Origin of the sequence: Streptomyces sp. NPDC085931, assembly GCF_044540565.1 — a bacterium.
GTDB lineage: Bacteria > Actinomycetota > Actinomycetes > Streptomycetales > Streptomycetaceae > Streptomyces.
Window position 1 is genome coordinate 106,443 of record NZ_JBITSK010000018.1, and the last position, 19,535, is coordinate 125,977.

18 protein-coding genes are annotated in these 19,535 nt (G+C 72.2%); 11 read left to right on the top strand and 7 right to left on the bottom strand.

Annotation, left to right across the window (positions count from 1 at the left end; all coding sequences use genetic code 11):
- Positions 1-125: 125 nt before the first annotated feature.
- Complete coding sequence (locus tag ACIGAN_RS31030; RefSeq protein WP_365087989.1) at positions 126-1,508, bottom strand: glycine--tRNA ligase; 1,383 nt, start codon at positions 1,506-1,508, stop codon at positions 126-128.
- Positions 1,509-1,736: 228 nt separating this feature from the next.
- Here ACIGAN_RS31030 and ACIGAN_RS31035 point away from each other — a divergent pair, with 228 nt between their 5' ends.
- The 4 genes from ACIGAN_RS31035 to ACIGAN_RS31050 are packed head-to-tail and all read left to right on the top strand — an operon-like array spanning position 1,737 to position 4,882.
- The gene (locus ACIGAN_RS31035) at positions 1,737-2,717 is read left to right on the top strand and encodes a metal ABC transporter substrate-binding protein (RefSeq protein ID WP_399862534.1); all 981 of its coding nucleotides are present in this window, start codon (positions 1,737-1,739) and stop codon (positions 2,715-2,717) included.
- A gap of 20 nt (positions 2,718-2,737) precedes the next feature.
- Positions 2,738-3,505: a metal ABC transporter ATP-binding protein gene (locus ACIGAN_RS31040; protein ID WP_399862536.1), complete on the top strand. Its 768-nt coding sequence runs from the start codon at positions 2,738-2,740 to the stop codon at positions 3,503-3,505.
- Positions 3,505-4,407 (top strand): metal ABC transporter permease, encoded by a 903-nt coding sequence (locus ACIGAN_RS31045; protein ID WP_399862538.1) that lies wholly within the window; start codon positions 3,505-3,507, stop codon positions 4,405-4,407. The genes ACIGAN_RS31040 and ACIGAN_RS31045 overlap by 1 nt, the downstream gene beginning before the upstream one ends.
- A gap of 58 nt (positions 4,408-4,465) precedes the next feature.
- The gene (locus tag ACIGAN_RS31050; RefSeq protein ID WP_365087985.1) at positions 4,466-4,882 is read left to right on the top strand and encodes a Fur family transcriptional regulator; all 417 of its coding nucleotides are present in this window, start codon (positions 4,466-4,468) and stop codon (positions 4,880-4,882) included.
- 463 nt (positions 4,883-5,345) lie between these two features.
- Here the strand turns inward: ACIGAN_RS31050 and ACIGAN_RS31055 are convergent, their stop codons facing one another.
- Genes ACIGAN_RS31055 through ACIGAN_RS31065 form a run of 3 tightly spaced genes read right to left on the bottom strand, consistent with a single transcriptional unit; the run spans position 5,346 to position 7,202 of the window.
- Entirely contained in the window at positions 5,346-6,179 is an 834-nt protein-coding gene (locus ACIGAN_RS31055; protein ID WP_399862540.1) for an isoprenyl transferase, read from the bottom strand.
- 34 nt (positions 6,180-6,213) lie between these two features.
- Positions 6,214-6,960: a DNA repair protein RecO gene (recO, locus tag ACIGAN_RS31060; protein WP_351353484.1), complete on the bottom strand. Its 747-nt coding sequence runs from the start codon at positions 6,958-6,960 to the stop codon at positions 6,214-6,216.
- A gap of 26 nt (positions 6,961-6,986) precedes the next feature.
- Positions 6,987-7,202, bottom strand: a complete 216-nt coding sequence (locus tag ACIGAN_RS31065) for a hypothetical protein (RefSeq protein ID WP_086599578.1) — start codon at positions 7,200-7,202, stop codon at positions 6,987-6,989.
- Positions 7,203-7,532: 330 nt separating this feature from the next.
- On the opposite strand from ACIGAN_RS31065, the gene ACIGAN_RS31070 reads away from it, so the two are divergent.
- Entirely contained in the window at positions 7,533-8,048 is a 516-nt protein-coding gene (locus tag ACIGAN_RS31070; RefSeq protein WP_399862543.1) for a GNAT family N-acetyltransferase, read from the top strand.
- Between the two features lie 49 nt (positions 8,049-8,097).
- On the top strand, positions 8,098-9,588 hold the full coding sequence (locus tag ACIGAN_RS31075; RefSeq protein ID WP_399862545.1) for an alpha/beta hydrolase: 1,491 nt from the start codon (positions 8,098-8,100) through the stop codon (positions 9,586-9,588).
- Between the two features lie 145 nt (positions 9,589-9,733).
- Here ACIGAN_RS31075 and ACIGAN_RS31080 read toward each other — a convergent pair whose 3' ends face one another.
- Positions 9,734-10,180 (bottom strand): protein-tyrosine phosphatase family protein, encoded by a 447-nt coding sequence (locus ACIGAN_RS31080; protein WP_399862615.1) that lies wholly within the window; start codon positions 10,178-10,180, stop codon positions 9,734-9,736.
- 160 nt (positions 10,181-10,340) lie between these two features.
- Between ACIGAN_RS31080 and ACIGAN_RS31085 the strand changes: the two genes are divergently transcribed.
- The 5 genes from ACIGAN_RS31085 to ACIGAN_RS31105 are packed head-to-tail and all read left to right on the top strand — an operon-like array spanning position 10,341 to position 16,854.
- A complete protein-coding gene (locus ACIGAN_RS31085; RefSeq protein WP_399862547.1) occupies positions 10,341-11,972 on the top strand; it encodes an ABC transporter substrate-binding protein in 1,632 nt (543 codons plus the stop codon).
- Between the two features lie 4 nt (positions 11,973-11,976).
- Positions 11,977-12,939 carry an ABC transporter permease gene (locus tag ACIGAN_RS31090; protein ID WP_399862549.1) on the top strand — a complete coding sequence of 321 codons (963 nt, stop codon included), beginning with the start codon at positions 11,977-11,979 and terminating at the stop codon, positions 12,937-12,939.
- Positions 12,936-14,909, top strand: a complete 1,974-nt coding sequence (locus ACIGAN_RS31095; protein WP_399862551.1) for a dipeptide/oligopeptide/nickel ABC transporter permease/ATP-binding protein — start codon at positions 12,936-12,938, stop codon at positions 14,907-14,909. Before ACIGAN_RS31090 ends, ACIGAN_RS31095 begins: the two co-directional genes overlap by 4 nt.
- A complete protein-coding gene (locus ACIGAN_RS31100) occupies positions 14,906-15,925 on the top strand; it encodes an oligopeptide/dipeptide ABC transporter ATP-binding protein (protein ID WP_399862553.1) in 1,020 nt (339 codons plus the stop codon). The genes ACIGAN_RS31095 and ACIGAN_RS31100 overlap by 4 nt, the downstream gene beginning before the upstream one ends.
- Positions 15,922-16,854, top strand: a complete 933-nt coding sequence (locus tag ACIGAN_RS31105) for a dihydrodipicolinate synthase family protein (protein WP_365736798.1) — start codon at positions 15,922-15,924, stop codon at positions 16,852-16,854. The genes ACIGAN_RS31100 and ACIGAN_RS31105 overlap by 4 nt, the downstream gene beginning before the upstream one ends.
- A gap of 47 nt (positions 16,855-16,901) precedes the next feature.
- Here ACIGAN_RS31105 and ACIGAN_RS31110 read toward each other — a convergent pair whose 3' ends face one another.
- Entirely contained in the window at positions 16,902-17,600 is a 699-nt protein-coding gene (locus ACIGAN_RS31110) for a TerB family tellurite resistance protein (protein ID WP_399862555.1), read from the bottom strand.
- 186 nt (positions 17,601-17,786) lie between these two features.
- Positions 17,787-19,508, bottom strand: coding sequence for a 2-isopropylmalate synthase (gene leuA / locus ACIGAN_RS31115; protein ID WP_365087974.1), 1,722 nt, complete (start codon positions 19,506-19,508; stop codon positions 17,787-17,789).
- Between the last annotated feature and the right edge of the window lie 27 nt (positions 19,509-19,535).

Genomic DNA, 19,535 nt, shown 5'->3' on the forward strand with positions numbered 1-19,535 from the left:
TGCGGCCCGGCCGGCGGCAACAGGACCAATCCCCCCTCGCCGTTGCGGGACCACTCACGCGCGCAGAACGACGGTGCCGGGCCCCTCCTGGGAGGGACCCGGCACCGTCGTACGGAGAGGAAGCGTCAGCAGCCGACCAGGCGGGCCGCCAGGTAGCCCTCGATCTGGTCCAGGGAGACGCGCTCCTGCTTCATCGAGTCGCGCTCGCGGACGGTGACCGCGTTGTCCTCCAGCGTGTCGAAGTCGACGGTCACGCAGAACGGCGTGCCGATCTCGTCCTGGCGGCGGTAGCGGCGGCCGATGGCGCCGGCGTCGTCGAACTCGATGTTCCAGTGCTGGCGCAGCGCCTGGGCGAGGCCCTTGGCCTTCGGGGACAGCTCCGGGTTGCGGGACAGCGGCAGGACGGCGACCTTCACCGGGGCGAGGCGGTGGTCCAGGCGCAGCACCGTGCGCTTCTCCATCTTGCCCTTGGCGTTGGGCGCCTCGTCCTCGACGTAGGCGTCCAGCAGGAACGCCAGCATCGCGCGGCCGACACCGGCCGCGGGCTCGATGACGTAGGGGGTCCAGCGCTCGCCGGCCTCCTGGTCGAAGTAGGTGAGGTCCTGGCCGGAGGCCTTGGCGTGGGCGCCGAGGTCGTAGTCGGTGCGGTTGGCCACGCCCTCCAGCTCACCCCACTCGCTGCCGCCGAACTGGAAGCGGTACTCGATGTCGGCGGTGCGCTTGGAGTAGTGGGAGAGCTTCTCCTTCGGGTGCTCGTACCACCGCATGTTCTCCTCGCGCAGGCCAAGGCCGGTGTACCAGTTCCAGCGCTGCTCCATCCAGTACTCCTGCCACTTCTCGTCCTCGCCCGGCTTGACGAAGAACTCCATCTCCATCTGCTCGAACTCGCGGGTGCGGAAGATGAAGTTGCCGGGCGTGATCTCGTTGCGGAAGGACTTGCCCATCTGGGCGATGCCGAACGGCGGCTTGCGGCGCGAGGTGGTCTGCACCTGCGAGAAGTTGGTGAAGATGCCCTGGGCGGTCTCGGGGCGCAGGTAGGCGACGGAGCCGGAGTCCTGCGTGGGGCCGAGGTGCGTGGACAGCAGGCCCGAGAACTGCTTGGGCTCGGTGAACTGGCCCTTGTTGCCGCAGTTGGGGCAGTTGACGTCGGCCAGGCCGTTCTCCGGCAGGCGGTGGTGCTTGGCCTCGTAGGCCTCCTCCAGGTGGTCCGCGCGGAACCGCTTGTGGCAGGAGGTGCACTCGGTCAGCGGGTCCGTGAAGGTGGCGACGTGGCCGGAGGCGACCCAGACCTCGGGGGCCAGGATCACGGACGAGTCGATGCCCACGACGTCCTCGCGGGACGTCACCATGTAGCGCCACCACTGGCGCTTGAGGTTCTCCTTGAGCTCGACACCGAGCGGGCCGTAGTCCCAAGCGGCGCGCTGACCGCCGTAGATCTCACTGCAGGGGAATACAAAGCCACGGCGCTTGCTCAGGCTGACGATGGTGTCGATCTTGTCGGCGGCCACGGTGCTCTCTTCATTACGACGACGAATACTGACGGTGCGGCGCGGAAGCGGCCTCGATGAGGGGTGGTGGTCGGGAGACGGGCGGGCGAAGCGAGATGCTTCCAGCGAATGACTCAGGTTACCGGCGGGGGCGCCCCCTCAATCAAATCGCTCCCCCTCCGCTGCCCTCAAGGTCCCGGTCAGGGCGTTTGTTGACAACGGTTTCCATATTTGTTGAAAATGAGTGTCATGAACGTACGACGACGCCTCATACCCGCCGCCCTCGCCTCCGCTCTCGGCCTGGGCGCCCTGACCGCCTGCTCCAGCGACAGCGCGGCGACGGGCAACACGGACAAGTTCGACGTCGTCGCCTCCTTCTACCCGATGGCGTTCCTCGCCGAGCAGATCGGCGGCGACCACGTGAACGTCACGAGCCTGACCGAACCTGGCCAGGAACCGCACGACCTGGAGATCAGCACCCAGCAGCGGGCGCAGCTGGAGGAGGCCGACGCGGCCCTCTTCCTCAAGGGCCTGCAGCCCGCCGTCGACGAGGCCGTCGCCCAGACCGGCATCAAGACGAAGATCGACGCGGCCACGCTCACCACGCTCGAGGACCACGGCACCGGCGGCCACAGCCACGAGGGCGAGGAGGGCCACGCCGAGGAGGGCCACGCCGAGGAGGAGGGTCACGCCGAGGAGGAGGAGCACGCCCGCGACCCGCACATCTGGCTCGACCCGGTGAAGTACGCCGAGGTCGCCGAGGGCGTCGGCAAGGCCTTCGAGAAGGCCGACCCGGACCACGCGGCCGACTACAAGAAGAACACCGCGGCCCTGGTCGGAAAGCTGAACGACCTGAACGGCACGTTCGACAACGGCCTGAAGAACACGAAGACCAAGGTCTTCTTCACCAACCACGCCGCCTTCGGCTACCTCGCCGAGCGCTACGGCCTCACCCAGGAGGCCATCTCCGGCCTCGACCCCGAGAGCGAGCCCAGCGCCGCCCGGGTGCGCGAGCTCCAGGAGGAGGCCAAGGCCGACGGCGTCACCACCGTCTTCTACGAGACACTGGTCTCCGACAAGACCGCGAAGACCCTCGCCCGCGACGCGAACCTGAAGACGGACGTCCTCGATCCGCTGGAGGGCATCACCGACAAGTCCCGCGGCGACGACTACTTCCAGGTCATGGAAGCCAACCTCAAGGCCCTGCAGAAGGCCCTGGGAGCCAAGTGATCGACCCATCGGAGGACGGCATGACCGAGCCCGTCGTATCCCTGCGCGGCGTCCGCGCGGACCTGGGCTCGCGCCCCGTGCTGCGCGGCATCGACCTCACCGTGCGCCGCGGTGAGGTCGTCGCGCTGCTCGGCGCCAACGGCTCGGGCAAGTCCACGGCCGTGCGCAGCGTCATCGGCCAGGTGCAGCCCGCCGCCGGCGAGATCCGGCTGTTCGGCACGGAACGCAGGCGGTTCCGCGACTGGCACCGCGTCGGCTACGTCCCGCAGCGCACCACGGCCGCGTCCGGCGTGCCCGCCACGGTGACCGAGGTGGTGCTCTCCGGCCGGCTGTCCCGGGCCCGCTTCGGCGTGCTGCGCAAGGCCGACCACGCGGCCGTGCGGCGCGCCCTGGAGCTCGTCGGCATGGCCGACCGGGCCAAGGACCCGGTGGACGCCCTCTCCGGGGGGCAGCACCAGCGCGTCCTGATCGCCCGCGCCCTCGCCTCCGAGCCCGAACTGCTGATCATGGACGAGCCGATGGCGGGCGTCGACCTCGCCAGCCAGGAGGTCCTCGCCCACACGCTCACCGAACAGGTCTCCCAGGGCGCGACGGTCCTGCTCGTGCTGCACGAACTGGGCCCCCTGGAGCCCCTCATCGACCGGGCGGTCGTCCTGCGCGACGGCTGCGTCGTCCACGACGGCCCGCCCCCGAAGGCGGTCGGGCAGCACGCCCTGCCCGGCCACGACCACGTACACCCGCACGCACCGGCGGGCGCCGAACCGATCCGCACGGGACTGCTGAGCTGATGGACTTCCTCGACTACGCCTTCATGCAGCGGGCCCTGCTCGCCGCCGTCCTGGTCGGCATCACCGCCCCGGCCGTCGGCATCTACCTCGTGCAGCGCCGCCAGGCCCTGATGGGAGACGGCATCGGCCACGTGGCGATGACCGGCGTCGGCCTCGGCTTCCTGCTGACCTGGTCCCCGGTGTGGATGGCGACCCTGGTCTCCGTCCTCGGCGCGGTCCTCATGGAGCTGATCCGCTGGTACGGCAAGACCCGCGGCGACATCGCCCTCGCGATGCTCTTCTACGGCGGCATGGCCGGCGGTGTGATGTTCATCAACCTCGCGCCGACGGGCTCCAACGCCAACCTCACCTCGTACCTGTTCGGCTCCCTGTCGACGGTGTCCGAGTCGGACGTGACGGCGATCTGCGTGCTGGCCGCCTTCGTCGTGCTGGTCACCCTGGGCCTGCGGCGCCAGCTGTTCGCGGTGAGCCAGGACGAGGAGTTCGCGCGCGTGACGGGCCTGCCGGTGCGGGCCCTGAACCTGCTGACGGCGATCACCGCGGCCGTCACCGTGACCGTGGCGATGCGCGTGGTCGGGCTGCTCCTGGTGAGCGCGCTGATGGTGGTGCCCGTTGCCGCCGCCCAGCAGATCGCCCGCAGTTTCGCCGCGACCTTCGTGGTCGCCGTCGCCATCGGGGTGAGCGTGACGATCGGCGGCACGGTCACCTCGTACTACCAGGACGTGCCGCCCGGCGCGACGATCGTGCTGCTGACCATCGGCGCGTTCATCGTGCTGACGGCGCTCGCCGCACCGCTGGCCCGCCGCCGCGCCCGGGCCCGGGCCGCCCTGGACACCGCGGGCGACCCCACCGAGTGCGCGATCCCGGGCAGCAGGCGGTCGGCCGACGAGGTCGGCGTCTGACCGCCCCCGCGCCGGGCTGGCACAATGGCCCGGGCAAGGCAGACGTGAGGAGGCAACGGTGACGACCGCTGGACCGTCCGTGAAGGGCCGCGCCACCAAGCAGCGGGCCGCTGTGGCGGCGGCCCTGCAGGAGGTCGACGAGTTCCGCAGCGCGCAGGAACTGCACGACATGCTCAAGCACAAGGGCGACTCGGTCGGGCTCACCACGGTCTACCGCACCCTGCAGTCCCTCGCCGACGCCGGTGAGGTCGACGTCCTGCGCACCGCCGACGGCGAGTCCGTCTACCGCCGTTGCTCCACCGACGACCATCACCACCACCTCGTGTGCCGCGGCTGCGGCAAGGCCGTCGAGGTGGAGGGCCCGGCCGTGGAGAAGTGGGCCGAGGCCATCGCCGCCGAGCACGGCTTCGTGAACGTGGCCCACACGGTCGAGATCTTCGGCACCTGCGCGGACTGCGCGGCGACCACGAAGTAGGCAGGCGGGCCACACCGCGAGCCGCCGACCGGCCCGCTCCGGGGCGCGGCGACCGCCAGGTGGGCAGCCGGACGCACCGCCAGCCGCCGACCGGCCCGCTCCGGTCTGTTCCGCCCGCGGCGGCCGGGCCGACGTCACGGCCGCGAGCAGCAGCACGGCCGCGGCGACGACGAGCAGCGCGTCCGCGCCGGCCGCTGCGTCGCCGGCATCCCGCGCAGCGCGGTGGAGGCACGCACCCGTGGCCGGCGCGACGAGCGCGATGACGGCGTGGTCCTGGCCCGCGGCCGCGGCGGCCTGCGTGCCGTGCCGCCGCAGCGCCACCGTACCGGCGGCCACCAGCAGCACGGCCTCGCAGACCGGCACCAGCCCGGCCGGGAACCAGACCCTTCCCCGGTCCGCGGCCGCCTCCCGGGCCACGCCCGAGGGGGCCGCGCCGCCGGCGCGGCCCCCTCGCCGGGGAGGGCTACGGCTGCCTGCCCTCCGTGGCCAGCAGCTCCTCGTTCGGGATGGCCCCGCCGAAGCGCCGGTCCCGCGAGGCGAACTCCAGGCAGGCGCGCCACAGGTCACGCCGGTCGAAGTCCGGCCACAGCACGTCCTGGAAGACCATCTCGGCGTAGGCGCTCTGCCAGATCAGGTAGTTGGAGGTACGCTGCTCGCCGCTCGGGCGCAGGAACAGGTCCACCTCCGGCATGTCCGGGTAGTACAGGTACTTGGCGAAGGTCTTCTCGTTGACCTTGGACGGGTCGAGCCTGCCGCTGCGCACGTCCTCGGCGAGCGCCTTCGCCGCGTCGGCGATCTCGGCCCGGCCGCCGTAGTTCATGCAGAAGTACAGGGTCAGCCGGTCGTTGCCCTTGGTCTGCTCCTGGGCGATCTGGAGCTCCTTGGCGACGGACCGCCACAGCTTTGGCATCCGCCCGACCCAGCGCACGCGCACGCCCAGTTCGTCGAGCTGGTCGCGGGTCTTGCGGATGAAGTCCCGGTTGAAGTTCATCAGGAAGCGCACCTCGTCGGGCGAGCGCTTCCAGTTCTCGGTGGAGAAGGCGTACAGGGAGATGGCGCCCACGCCCATCTCGATGGCACCCTGCAGCACGTCCAGCACGCGCTCGGCGCCGACCTTGTGCCCCTCGGTGCGGGGCAGGCCGCGGTCCTTGGCCCAGCGGCCGTTGCCGTCCATGACGATCGCCACATGCTGCGGTACGAGCTCCCCGGGGAGCTTCGGCGGCCGCGCGCCGGACGGGTGCGGCTCCGGCGTCCTGTACTCCCGGCGCTGGCGCCCCAGGATTCCGCGTACGGCCATGTGTGTCTCGTCTCCTCGTACGTGCTTGCTTCGGTCACTTCTCGACGTAGCGCAGCGAGCGCAGGCCGCGCTCCATGTGCCAGTGCAGGTAGGCGGACACCAGTCCGCTGCCCTCCCGGACGTAGCGCGCCTCGCAGGCGTCGGCGGTCTCCCAGTCTCCCGTAAGCAGCGCGCCGAGGAGTTCCAGGGCCTGGGGCGAGGGTACGACGCTGCCGGGCACCCGGCAGTCCACGCAGACGGAGCCGCCCGAGGCGACCGAGAAGAACCGGTTGGGGCCGGGCATGCCGCATTTGGCGCAGTCGCTGAAGGTGGGGGCGTAGCCGTTGACGGCGAGGGAGCGGAGCAGGAACGCGTCGAGGACGAGGTGCGGCGCGTGCTCGCCGCGGGCCAGGGTGCGCAGGGCGCCGACGAGCAGCAGGTACTGCTGCACGGCCGGCTCGCCCTCGTGGTCGGTGAACCGCTCGGCGGTCTCCAGCATGGCGGTGCCGGCGGTGTACCGGGCGTAGTCGGTGACGATGCCGCCGCCGTAGGGCGCGATGGTCTCGCTCTGGGTGCACAGCGGCAGCCCGCGGCCGACCAGTTCGCTGCCCTTGGAGAAGAACTGCACGTCGACGTGGGAGAAGGGTTCGAGGCGCGCGCCGAACTTGGACTTGGTCCGGCGCACGCCCCGGGCCACCGCGCGTACCCGCCCGTGACCGCGCGTGAGCAGCGTGATGATCCGGTCCGCCTCACCCAGCTTCTGGGTGCGCAGCACGATGCCGTCGTCGCGGAACAGACTCATGGCGCCATTCTCGCAGGGTCAGCGCGTCAAGGGACCTCGCCCCTGCTGCGGGCGTTGGCGTAGGCGGTCGCCGCGCGCAGCCGCTCGGCCGGGGTGGCGTGCCGGACCGCGCCGGGATCGGCGTCCCACTCCTTTCCGCCCCCGTACGGCCGCAACTGCACATAGGGCCCCTCATGCCCCATGACGATGCCGATGCGTCCGCTGCGGGTGTCCACGACATAGGCGCCGACGGGGGGCTTCATCGCACCACCGCCGCGGCCGGGCGGGCCGACCGGAGGGAAGGCCGGACCGAAATCGTGAGCGGGCTGGGAGCTTCCCGCACGACATTCACCGGGGCGATTCCCGGTGAGGGCTGGGAAATTCCGGCCTTGGCGATTTCTGCCCGCAATTCTTTCACCGCGTCCTCCGCTTCTTCGGCGCAGAGCGCCGAGTGTCGTGCCTCCACCGGCCTCCCCTTCCTTTCGGAGTTTCACTCTTCGCATCTTTCCGGTGACTCTCCGCGTCTACACTCGGGAAGGCTCTGTGCCGTACAACTGCGGGGCGCGACAAAGGGGTTCGGGCATGATCGAATCGTGAATACGACAGGGAGGCCGCCCGGGACAGCGCCGGCGCCGCGAACGGACCGGGAATGGTCCCTGCGCGCCGCGGAACCGGCCGATGTGGAGGCGATAGCGGAACTGCGGGCGGTGGTGATGCGCCCGGATCTGGAAAGGCTGGGCCGCTACGACCCGGACCGGGTGCGCCGGCGCCTGCGGGACGGCTTCCGTCCCGAGCACACGTCGGTCGTCCTGGTGGCGGGCGCCTTCGCGGGCAGCGTCGCCCTGCGCCCGGCGGAGGACGGCCACTGGCTGGAGCACTTCTACCTCGCGCCCGGCGTCCAGGGCCGGGGCCTCGGCTCGGCGGTGCTGCGCACGCTGCTGAGCGGGACGGACGCCACCGGCACCGCCGTCCGTCTCGACGTCCTGCGGGGCAGCCCCGCGCGCCGCCTGTACGAACGTCACGGCTTCCGGGTGGAGAGCGAGGACGCGACGGACGTCCTCATGCTCCGCCCCCCGGCGGGAAGCGGGGGTAATCCCCCGGCGGAATGAGGGAGTTGCCCGGATGTGGGGCGGGGTCGGGACGCGTCAGGATCGGCGCATGAGCTTGAAGCAGATCACGCGTCATGCCTCAGTCGCCGCGGCCTCCGCGGTGCTGTTCTCCCTCGCCGTCCCGCTGACCGCGTCCGCCGGCACCCCCGGCTCCGCCGAGCCGCTCGCCTGGTCCGTCTGCCGGGGCGAGAGCCTCGACCCCAGACAGCGGTGCGCCACCGTCGAAGTCCCGATGGACTACTCCGACCCGGACGGCCGGACCGTCGAGATCGCCGTCTCCCGCATTCCGAGCGAGAAGCCCTCCGCCCGCCGCGGCGCCCTGTTACTCATCCCCGGCGGCCCCGGCGGGGACAGCCTCTCCGACCCCTCCGGCAAGGGGCAGAAGCTGCCGCAGAAGGTGCGTGACGCCTATGACCTCATCGGCTTCGCGCCGCGCGGCATGGCACCCTCCACCGCCGTCGACTGCAAGCTCGACCCCGCCGACCTCAGCAGGACCAAGCTGCTGCCCTGGCCCGCCCCGGACGGTTCGGTCGCCGGGAACATGGCCACCGCCCGGCGCATGGCCGAGGCCTGCGGCCGCAACGGCGGTGAGCTGATCCGGCACATCAGCACCGCCAACGAGGCCCGCGACCTGGACCGCGTCCGGGCCGCGCTCGGGGAGCGGAAGATCTCCGCGTGGGGCGTGTCGTACGGCACGTACGTCGGCGCCGTCTACAGCCAGTTGTTCCCGCACCGCACCGACCGCGTCGTGCTGGACAGCAACAACGACCCCGACCCCACCCGGGTGACCCGCGGCTGGCTCGCCGCCTTCGAGCGGGGCGTGGAGGACAACTTCCCCGAGTTCGCCGCCTGGGCGTCGCGCCCGGGCAATCCGTACCGGCTGGCCCCCACCGCCGACGCGGTGCGCTCCGGGTTCCTGCGCCTGGCCGCGCGGCTGGACCGCGATCCCCTCCCCTGGCCGGGCGCCGAACCGGAGCGGCTGGACGGCAACGTGCTCCGCCAGACCATGCTGACCAGCCTCTACGACCCCGACGACTATCCGGTCCTGGCCCGCACGATCCTGGCGGCCCGCAAGGGCACCGTGCCGCCCGTGCCCCAGTCCCCGCCCGAGTCGGTCCTGCAGAACGTCGCCGCGGTCGGAGTCGGCACCATCTGCAACGACGTCGACTGGCCGGACTCCGCGGCCGCCTACCAGAAGGACGTCGACGTCAGCCGGGTCGCCTTCCCGCTCACGGCGGGCATGCCGCGCGGGCCGATGGCGTGCGCCGCCCTGCCGTACGAGCCGCGGGAACCGGCCGTGCGGATCACCGACCGCGGGCCGTCCAACGTGCTGCTCGTGCAGAACGAGCGGGACGTCGCCACCCCGCTCAGCGGCGCCCTGAGGCTCCGCCGGGCGCTGGGTGACCGGGCCGTCATGGTCACCGTGAACTCCACGGGCCACGACGCCTATCTCGCCAACGGCAACGCCTGCGGCGACCGGACCGTCTCCCGCTTCCTCGCCACCGGCGAGCGGCCCGGATCCGACCTGTACTGCGCGTGACACCAGCGACGGCCTGCCGCCCGGCGACGGCCCGCTGCCCCGTGGCGGCGGGCCGTCGTACGCTCCGCCTCGCGCGGCTCCCGGCGCCGGCCGCCGCTCCGCGCGGGCGCGGCCGCGGGACGATCCGCCGGACCGCAGGGCGGGCTCACCCCCGGGCGAACCGGCGTACGTACCGCCGCTGCCAGGGCGTTTCCACCGCCCGCCGGTCGTAGTGCCGGCGGACGTACCCCACGGCCCCGTCCGCCGGTACGCCGTCCAGGACCGCGAGGCAGGCCAGGGCCGTGCCCGTCCGGCCCCGTCCACCCCCGCAGGCGATCTCCACCCGCTCCCCGGCGGCCCGCTCCCACGCCCGGGCCAGGATCGCGCGGGCGGCCTCCGGGTCGGCCGGGAGCCGGAAGTCGGGCCAGCGGATCCACTCCGACTCCCAGGGCGTCGCGGGCGGGCGGCGGCCCAGCAGGTAGACGCCGTAGGAGGGCAGGGGCGCGGTGGGGTCGAGGGGGTGGCGCAGGCCCCGGCCGCGCACCGTCCGGCCGGAGGGCAGGCGCAGGACGCCGTCGTCGTGCTCGCTCCACAGATCGCTCACGCCCGCCATCATCCCCCGCGGCCGCTCCCGGCTCTGCGGGCTGGGCCATTCGTGTGCGATCCCTTGACCGGCCCCACGGCCCCTCCTATGGTCGCGCTGACCGCAGGACGTAGGACGTCGTATCTCCGTATCCAGCCCTCAATCCCCCGGACCGCTCGCTGGAGGACCCGTGCGCGACGTGACCCCTGACGTGCCGGCGCTGCGCCGCCGGTCGTTCCTGAAGCACACCGGCGCGCTGGGCGCGGCGGCCGCCGTCTCCGCGTCCCTGTCGGCCTGTTCGTCCGGGCCCGAGTCCACCAACGACACCGGCGACGGCGGCAGCGGGCCGGACCGGACCCTGACGGCGGTGATCGGCTACGGCAACGACGGCAGCTGGGACCCCACGCAGACGGCGTCCGCGTTCTGCATGGCCGCCAACCACCACATCTACGAGGGCCTGCTGGACACGGACCCGATCTCCCGGGAGCCGTACGCGGCCCTGGCGACGGAGGTGCCGAAGGACCCGGACGGCACGTCCTGGACGTTCACCCTGCGGGAGGGCGCCACCTTCCACGACGGCAGGCCGGTCACCGCCGACGACGTGCTGTTCGTCTTCGACCGGATCCTCGACCCGGACACCCAGACCCTCGCCAAGGGCTTCTTCGCGGGCTGGCTGAAGGAGGTCCGCAAGCTCGACGCCCGGCGCGTCGAGCTGGTGCTCAAGTTCCCCTTCCCGGACGGGCTTGCGCGGCTGACGCTCGCCAAGATCATGCCGAGGCACGTGTTCGGGCGGCCCGGCGGCTGGGACGAGGCCATCAAGGGCAAGGCGATCGGCTCGGGCCCGTACCGGCAGACCGCGCACCACCCCAAGTCGAACACCGCCTTCGAGGCCTTCGGGGGCTACAACGGGCCGCGCGCGCCCGCCTTCCGGAGGATGAACTGGCTGACGATCGTGGACGCGGCTTCCCGCGTCGCGAAGATCTCCGGGTCCGGCGCGGGCGCGCAGATCGCGGACAACATCCCGTACGCCAACATCGGCCGCCTGGAGGCCGGCGGACTCACGGTGGCCGGGGGAGCCGGGATGAACAACCTGTTCCTGATGTTCAACACGCGGCACAAGCCCTTCGACGACGTCCGCGTGCGCCAGGCCCTGCACTACGCCGTCGACACCGGGAAGATGGTGGAGGTCGCCCTCAAGGGCCATGGCAGGCCGTCCACTTCCTTCCTGGACGAGGCCAACCCCTCCTACCGCCGGGCCAGGACCGTCTACGACCACGACCCGGACCGGGCGAAGGCGCTGCTGAGGGAGGCCGGGGTCAAGGACCTGAGCATCGACATCCTGGCGGTGAACGTCAGCTGGATCGTCGACTGCCTGCCCACCATCAAGTCCTCCTGGGACGCGATCGGGGTGCGCACCACCCTGTCCCCGCAGGAGACCACGGCCGTCTTCACGAAGCTGGACCAGAAGCGGGACTACCAGGTCGTCGCCGCCGCCTCGAACCCCAACCAGTTCGGCGTCGACGCGGACCTGATCATGCATTACAACTACGGCCCGCGAAATCTCTGGATGCAGTACACCCGGTGGGCCTCGGACCCGGTGGCCCGCCGGCTGTTCAAGGACATGGACCGGGCCACCCGGGAGCCCGACCCGGCCAGGAAGAAGACGATGATCCAGGACTACATCGACGTCGTCGCCGAACAGGCCGTGCTCTACCCGGTGGTCCACAACGAGCTGATGACGGCCTGGGACCCGAAGCGGCTCAGCGGCATAAGGGCCCAGCCCTACCCGGGCATCAACCTCCTTTGGGCCAAGTGGGCCTAGCGGCATGACGGCCGTCCTGCGGATCCTGCTCCGTCGCGTCGCTCTGCTCGTCCCGCTGATGCTCGGCATCGTGCTGTTCGTCTTCCTGGTGATGCGGTTCTCCGACGTCGACCCGGCGTCCGCGTTCTTCCAGGGCGCCAACCCGACGCCGCGACAGCTGCACGACTTCCGCGAGGAACACGGCCTGCTCGACCCGCTGCCCGTGCGCTACGCCGCCTTCGTCGCCGACCTGCTCCACGGCGACCTGGGCACGAGCGCGCTGACCCGGGCCCCGGTGATCGACCAGGTGACCACCGCGCTGCCGCTCACCCTCCAGCTGACCTTCCTGGGCCTCGGCATCGCGGTCGTGCTGTCCCTGCTGGGCGGGGTCACGGCGGCGATCCACCGGGACCGGCTGCCCGACCAGATCATCCGGGTCGTGTCGCTGACCGGGGTCGCGGCGCCCGGCTTCTGGCTGGCGCTGCTGATGATCCAGTACCTCGCGGTCGACCTGGCCTGGTTCCCGACCGGCGGCTACATCAACCCGGCCGACTCCGTCACCGGCTGGCTGAGGACGATGGCGCTCCCCGCCCTGGCCCTGTCCCTGCCGGTGGCGGCGCAGCTGACCCGGATCGTGCGGACGTCCGTGGTGGAGGAACTGGACAAGGACTACGTGCGGACGGCGATCGGCAGCGGGCTGCCGCCCCGGGTGGTCGTCGGCCGCAACGTGCTGCGGAACGCGCTGATCAACCCGCTCACCGTGCTCGGGCTGCGCGTCGGCTACCTGCTGGGCGGTGCGGTCGTCATCGAGACGATCTTCTCGCTGCCCGGCATGGGCAAGCTGATGATCGACGCCGTGAAGAACGGTGATCCGGCCGTCGTCCAGGGCGTCGTGCTGACCACGGCGGCGGGATTCGTCGTCGTGAACCTCGTCATCGACATCCTGTACCTGCTGGTCAACCCGCGACTGAGGGATGCGGCCCCATGACGACCCGCAAGCGTCTCGCCACGGCCCTGTCCCGGCCCGGAGTGCGGCTGCGCGGCCCGCGCCGGCTGCCGCCGCTGTCGAAGGCCGCCCTGTGCTTCCTGACGGTCGTCGCCCTGATGGCCCTGCTCGCGCCGCTGCTCGCCCCGCACGACCCGCTCGACCAGCAGCCGCCCGTCGACGGCACCGGCCACCCGTCCGCCGGGCACGTGATGGGCCAGGACAGCCTCGGCCGGGACATCCTGAGCCGGCTGATGTACGGGGCGCGCTGGTCGCTCGCGATCGGGCTGGGCGCGACCGGGCTCGCCCTGGTGGCCGGCGCGCTGCTCGGGGCGATCGCCGCGACCTCCCGCAAGGCGGTCGACGAGACGCTGATGCGCTGCCTGGACGTGGTGATGGCGTTCCCGGGCATCGCGCTCGCGGCCGTGCTGGTGGCCGTGTTCGGCGGCGGGATCACGGTGCTGATCTGCGCGATCGCCTTCCTGTTCACACCGCCGGTGGCCCGGGTGGTCCGGGCCAACGTCCTCGCCCAGTACGGCGAGGACTACGTGACGGCGGAACGGGTCATCGGCGCCCGCACCCCGCACATCGTGCTGCGGCACGTGGCGGTCAACTGCGCCGCGCCCGTCCTGGTGTTCTGCACGGTCCAGGTCGCCGAGGCGATCGTCTTCGAGGCCTCGCTGTCCTTCATCGGGGCGGGGGTGCGGCCGCCCGACCCGTCCTGGGGCAGCGTCATCGCCGACGGCAAGAACATGGTCCTTTCCGGGGGCTGGTGGGCGACGGTGTTCCCCGGGCTGCTGATGCTCGTCACGGTGCTGTCCCTGAACGTCCTGTCCGAGGGCGTCTCCGACGCGTGGGCGGCCCCCTCGGCCCGGGAGGTGGAGGCGCCGGGCGACGACCGGCGGGAGGCGCCCGGGCCCGGCGGCGGGGAGGTCGTGGCGCTGCCCGGTCTGGCGGAGGCGGCCCGCAGGCTGCGGGCCCGGGCCCGGCACGTCCCCCGGGACGGGCAGCCGGTGCTGGCGGTGGAGAACCTCGCCATCGGCTTCGACCGGCGGCACGGCGGCGTGGACGTCGTGGACGGCATCAGCTTCGAGGTGCACCCCGGTGAAGTCCTGGGCCTGGTCGGCGAGTCGGGCTGCGGCAAGTCGCTGACCGCGCTGACGGTCATGGGGCTCCAGCCGAAGGAGGCCCGGGTGCGCGGCCAGGTCCGCTTCCACCAGCGGGATTTGCTCGCCGAGCCGATGCGCGTCCGCCGCAGGCTCCTCGGCCACGAGATGGCGATGGTCTACCAGGACGCGCTGTCCTCCCTCAACCCGGCCATGACGATCCGCGCCCAGCTCAAGCAGGTCGTACGGCGCGGCGGGCGGCGCACCCCCGCCGAGCTGCTGACGATGGTCGGCCTGGACCCCGAGCGCACCCTGCGCAGCTATCCGCACGAACTGTCCGGCGGGCAGCGCCAGCGGGTCCTGATCGCGCTGGCCCTGTCCCGCGGCCCGAAGCTGATCGTGGCCGACGAGCCGACGACCGCGCTCGACGTCACCGTGCAGGCGCAGGTGATGGAACTGCTGCTGCGGCTGCGCGAGGAGCTCGGCTTCGCGCTGGTCCTGGTCTCGCACGACCTGGCGCTGGTCGCGGACGTCACCGACCGGGTGGCGGTGATGTACGGGGGGCAGATCGTGGAGACGGGCGTCACCGCCGACCTGGTGGAGGCCCCGGCCCACCACTACACGCGCGGCCTGCTCGGCTGCGTGCTGTCGCTGGAGACGGCGCAGGAGCGCATGACGCAGATCAGGGGCGTCGTGCCGTCCCCGGCCGGCTTCCCGGCCGGCTGCCGCTTCGCCGACCGGTGCCCGCGCGTGAGCGACGTGTGCCGCACGACGGCCCCCCTCCTGACCGGCGCCCCGGCGCACACCGTGGCCTGCCATCACCCGGCCACGGCGCCGGCCGCGCCGGAGACGGAGGCCGTGTCGTGAACGCCGTGGTGGAACTGTCCGGCGCGCACGTCGTCCACAGGGCCCGCAGCGGCGGGGTGTTCACCCGGGACCGGGTGTACGCCCTGACCGGCGCGGACCTGGCCGTCGCGCCCGGTGAGACGGTCGGTGTGGTCGGCGAGTCGGGCTGCGGCAAGTCGACCCTGGCGAAGGTGCTGGTGGGGGTGGAGCGGCCGACCCGCGGGACGGTGTCGTTCCGCGGGCGGGACCTGTGGTCGATGCCGGCCGCCGAGCGCCGCAGGACCGTCGGCGCGAGCACGGGCATGATCTTCCAGGACCCCTCGACGGCCCTGAACCGCCGGCTGCCCGTCCGGCGGATCCTGCGCGACCCGCTGGACGTGCACGACCGCGGCACCCGCGCCGGACGCGAGGAGCGGGTGCGGGAGCTGATGTCCCTGGTCGGTCTGGACCGGGCCCTCGCCGACGCCCTGCCCGGGCAGTTGTCGGGCGGGCAGCGCCAGCGCGTCGCGATCGCCCGGGCCCTGGCGCTCGACCCGGACCTGGTCGTGGCGGACGAGCCGACCAGCGCCCTGGACGTGTCGGTCCGGGCGCAGATCCTCAACCTCCTGCTCGACCTGAAGGAACGCCTGGGCCTGGCCCTGGTGTTCGTCTCGCACGACATCCAGACGGTGCGGCGGATGAGCGACCGGGTGATCACCATGTACCTGGGCCGGATCGTCGAGGAGTGCCCGGCCGCCCTGGTCACCGACCGGGCCCGGCACCCGTACACCCGCGCCCTGTTCTCGGCCACGCCCGGGCTGCTCGACCCGATCGAGCCGATCCCGCTGGCCGGTCCCGTCCCCTCGGCGACCCGGCCGCCGAGCGGCTGCCCGTTCCGCACCCGCTGCTGGAAGGCGGACGACCGCTGCGCGGACGAGATGCCGGGTTTCTCCGCCGCGTCGGCGCCCGCACACCGCTTCCGCTGCCACCATCCTGTCCAGGAGGACGAGTCGACCCGCGACCTCGTCCGCCGGAGCGACCCGATGGAGGCCCCATGACGATCACCGCGCCGACCGGTGTCATCCCGCCGCTGTGCACACCCCTGACACCGGACGGCGAGGTGGACGTCCCCTCGCTGCTCAGGCTCGTCGACCATCTGGTGGCCGGCGGGGTGCACGGCCTGTTCGTGCTCGGCTCCACCTCGGAGGCGGCCTACCTCACGGACGCGCAGCGCCGGCTGGTGGTCGAGACGGTCGTGCGCCACACCGGGGGGCAGCTGCCGGTGCTGGCCGGGGCGATCGACATGACCACGCCGCGCGTGCTCGACCACGTCGCCGCGGTGACGGCGGCGGGCGCGGACGCGGTCGTCGTCACCGTCCCGTTCTACGCCCGCACCCACCCGGCGGAGATCGCCCGCCACTACCGTGCGGTCGCCGCCGCGAGCCCGGTCCCGGTCATCGCCTACGACATCCCGGTCGCCGTCCACACGAAGCTGCCCGGGGACGTCGTCCTGGAGCTGGCCGCCGACGGCGTCCTGGCCGGACTGAAGGACTCCAGCGGTGATCTGGCCGCCTTCCGGCAGGTCGTGACCGGTGTCCGCGACCACCCGGGCATCAGCGGCTTCCGTGTGCTGACCGGCTCCGAGCTGATCGTCGACGCGGCCCTCGCCGTCGGCGCGGACGGCGCGGTGCCCGGGCTGGGCAACGTCGACCCGCACGGCTACGTCCGGCTGGTGCGCCTGTGCCGGGCCGGGGACGCCGAGGAGGCCCGGGCCGAACAGGAGCGCCTGTGCGCCCTGTTCGGGATGGTGTCCGTCGGGGACCCGGCGCGCATGGGCCCGGGCTCCGCGGCGATCGGCGCCTTCAAGGCCGCGCTGCACCTGCGGGGCGTGATCGACTGCCCGGCGACGGCCGAGCCGCAGGTGCCGCTGTCGCCGGGCGAGGTGGAGCGGGTGGGGAAGTACCTGGCAGCGGCCGGGCTGCTCTAGAGCTCCCCGGCGTCGGAGCGGGCGGCGGGGACGCGGGCCGGCGGTGACTACGACGGTGTACGGGCCGCCGCCGCGAGCAGGCGGGTCACGTCGTCGGAGCAGAGGGTGAGCGCCGCCCCGACCGTCGCCAGGACGTCCCGCTCGGCCGGCGTGTACGGCCCGTCCGCCAGGGCGATGCGCGCGCCCTGCAGCAGGATCGATTCGCGGCCGACGCCGGCGAGGTGCGGGCTGAGCGGGTCGAGGGCCTCGTGCAGCTCTATGGCCAGCCCGGCGCCGCAGGGTTCGCCGGTGATGCGGCCGGTGTCCGCCTCCAGCGCCTCGACGAGGGCGGCCAGCTGCTCCTCGGTGCAGTCGTCGAAGCCGGCCGCGCGCACGGCGAGCACGGCGGACTCCAGGGCCGTACGGGATCCGGTGCCGCCCGCGGCCAGCACCGCGAGGGCGACGGTGTGCACGGCGTCGCGGAGCATCGCGGAGAAGCGGACGGTGGTCGGGTGGTCGAGCACGTCGGTGCCGAAGTGGCGGCGGCAGGCGGCGCACTCCACGACCGGGCCGGTCTCGCCGCGCCGCAGCACGGGCACGCCGAGCAGGGTGAAGCGGCGCTGTCCGGCCAGCCGCTGGTAGTTGCGGTCACCGCCGCAGCCGGGGCAGAAGAACTCCCCGTCGCCGGCGGCCGTCCACGCGGTACGGGTGCCCAGGATGCGGGCAAGCCCGGCGGCACGGCCGTTTCGTCCCCGTCCTGGCAGCACGTCGCACCTCCGTCACGCCGCGCGGCAACGTCGCCGCGCTTGCGTGATGTTAGCCACATCCGCGAGGAGGAGTCAGCACCCCGGAGGAGACCTTTCCGTGACCCGCACAGCAATTGGCCGGTATGTGACGGGGCTCCGCCCGCCGGACATCGGCGGGCGGAGCCCTCAAACCGCCTGCGAGGCTGGTCAGCGCGTCGCGCGGTTGACGGCCGAGACGACGGCCTTCAGCGAGGCGCGCGTGGTGTTCGCGTCGATTCCGATCCCCCACAGGACCTTGCCGTCGATGGCGCATTCGATGTAGGAGGCGGCCTGCGCGGAGGCGCCCTCGCTCATCGTGTGCTCCTGGTAGTCCAGCAGGCGTACGTCGATGCCGATGGACTGCAGGGCGTCGAAGAACGCCGAGATCGGGCCGTTGCCGGAGCCGGTGAGGACGGTGTCCCGGCCGTCGACCGTGGCCTCCACCTGCAGCGTGTCCACGCCGTCGGTGTCGGTGGTCGACTGGTTGTTCTTGACCTGGATCCGGCCCCATGGGTTGTCCGGGTTGGGCAGGTACTCGTCCCGGAAGACGGCCCAGATGTCCTTCGGCGTGACCTCGCCGCCCTCGGCGTCGGTCTTGGCCTGGATGAGCTTGGAGAACTCGATCTGCATCCGGCGCGGCAGGTCCAGCTTGTGGTCGTTCTTCAGGACGTAGGCGATACCGCCCTTGCCGGACTGCGAGTTGACCCGGATGACGGCCTCGTAGGAGCGGCCGACGTCCTTGGGGTCGATGGGCAGGTAGGGCACGGCCCACTCGATGTCGTCGACGGTGACGCCCTTGGCCTTCGCGTCGGCCTCCATGGCGTCGAAGCCCTTCTTGATGGCGTCCTGGTGGGAGCCGGAGAAGGACGTGTAGACCAGGTCGCCCACGTACGGGTGGCGCGGGTGGACCTCCATCTGGTTGCAGTACTCCCACGTACGGCGGATCTCGTCGATGTCGGAGAAGTCGATCTGCGGGTCGACGCCCTGGGAGAAGAGGTTCATGCCCAGGGTGACCAGGTCGACGTTGCCGGTGCGCTCGCCCTGCCCGAACAGGCAGCCCTCGACGCGGTCGGCGCCCGCCATCAGGGCCAGCTCGGCGGCGGCGACGGCGGTCCCGCGGTCGTTGTGCGGGTGGACCGACAGGCAGACGTACTCGCGGCGGGAGAGGTGGCGGCCCATCCACTCGAAGCGGTCGGCGTGCGTGGAGGGCGTGGAGCGCTCGACGGTGGCGGGCAGGTTGAGGATGATCTCGCGGCCCGGGCCGGGCTGCCAGACGTCCATGACCGCCTCGCAGACCTCCAGCGCGAAGTCCAGCTCGGTGTCGGTGAAGATCTCGGGGCTGTACTGGTAGCCGAACTCGGTCTCGGGGCCCAGCAGCTTCTCCGCGTACTCCATGACCAGGCGGGTGCCGTCGACGGCGATCTGCTTGATGTCGTCCCTGGAGCCGCGGAAGACGACCCGGCGGAAGACCGGCGCGGTGGCGTTGTACAGGTGGACCGTCGCGCGCTTGGCGCCCTTCAGGGACTCCACCGTGCGCTCGATCAGGTCCTCGCGGGCCTGGGTCAGCACGGAGATGGTGACGTCGTCGGGGATGGCCCCGGGCTCCTCGATGATGGAGCGTACGAAGTCGAAGTCCGTCTGGCCCGAGGCCGGGAACCCGACCTCGATCTCCTTGTAGCCCATCTTGACCAGCAGGTCGAACATCGCGCGCTTGCGGGCGGGCGACATGGGGTCGATCAGGGCCTGGTTGCCGTCGCGCAGGTCGGTGGAGAGCCAGCGGGGGGCGGTGGTGACGCGCTTCTCCGGCCAGGTGCGGTCCGGGATGTCGACCTGCTCGTAGCGGCCGTACTTGTGGATCGGCATGGAACTGGGCTGCTGGCGGTTGGCCATGATGCTGTGGGCTCCTCAGAGGGTGTC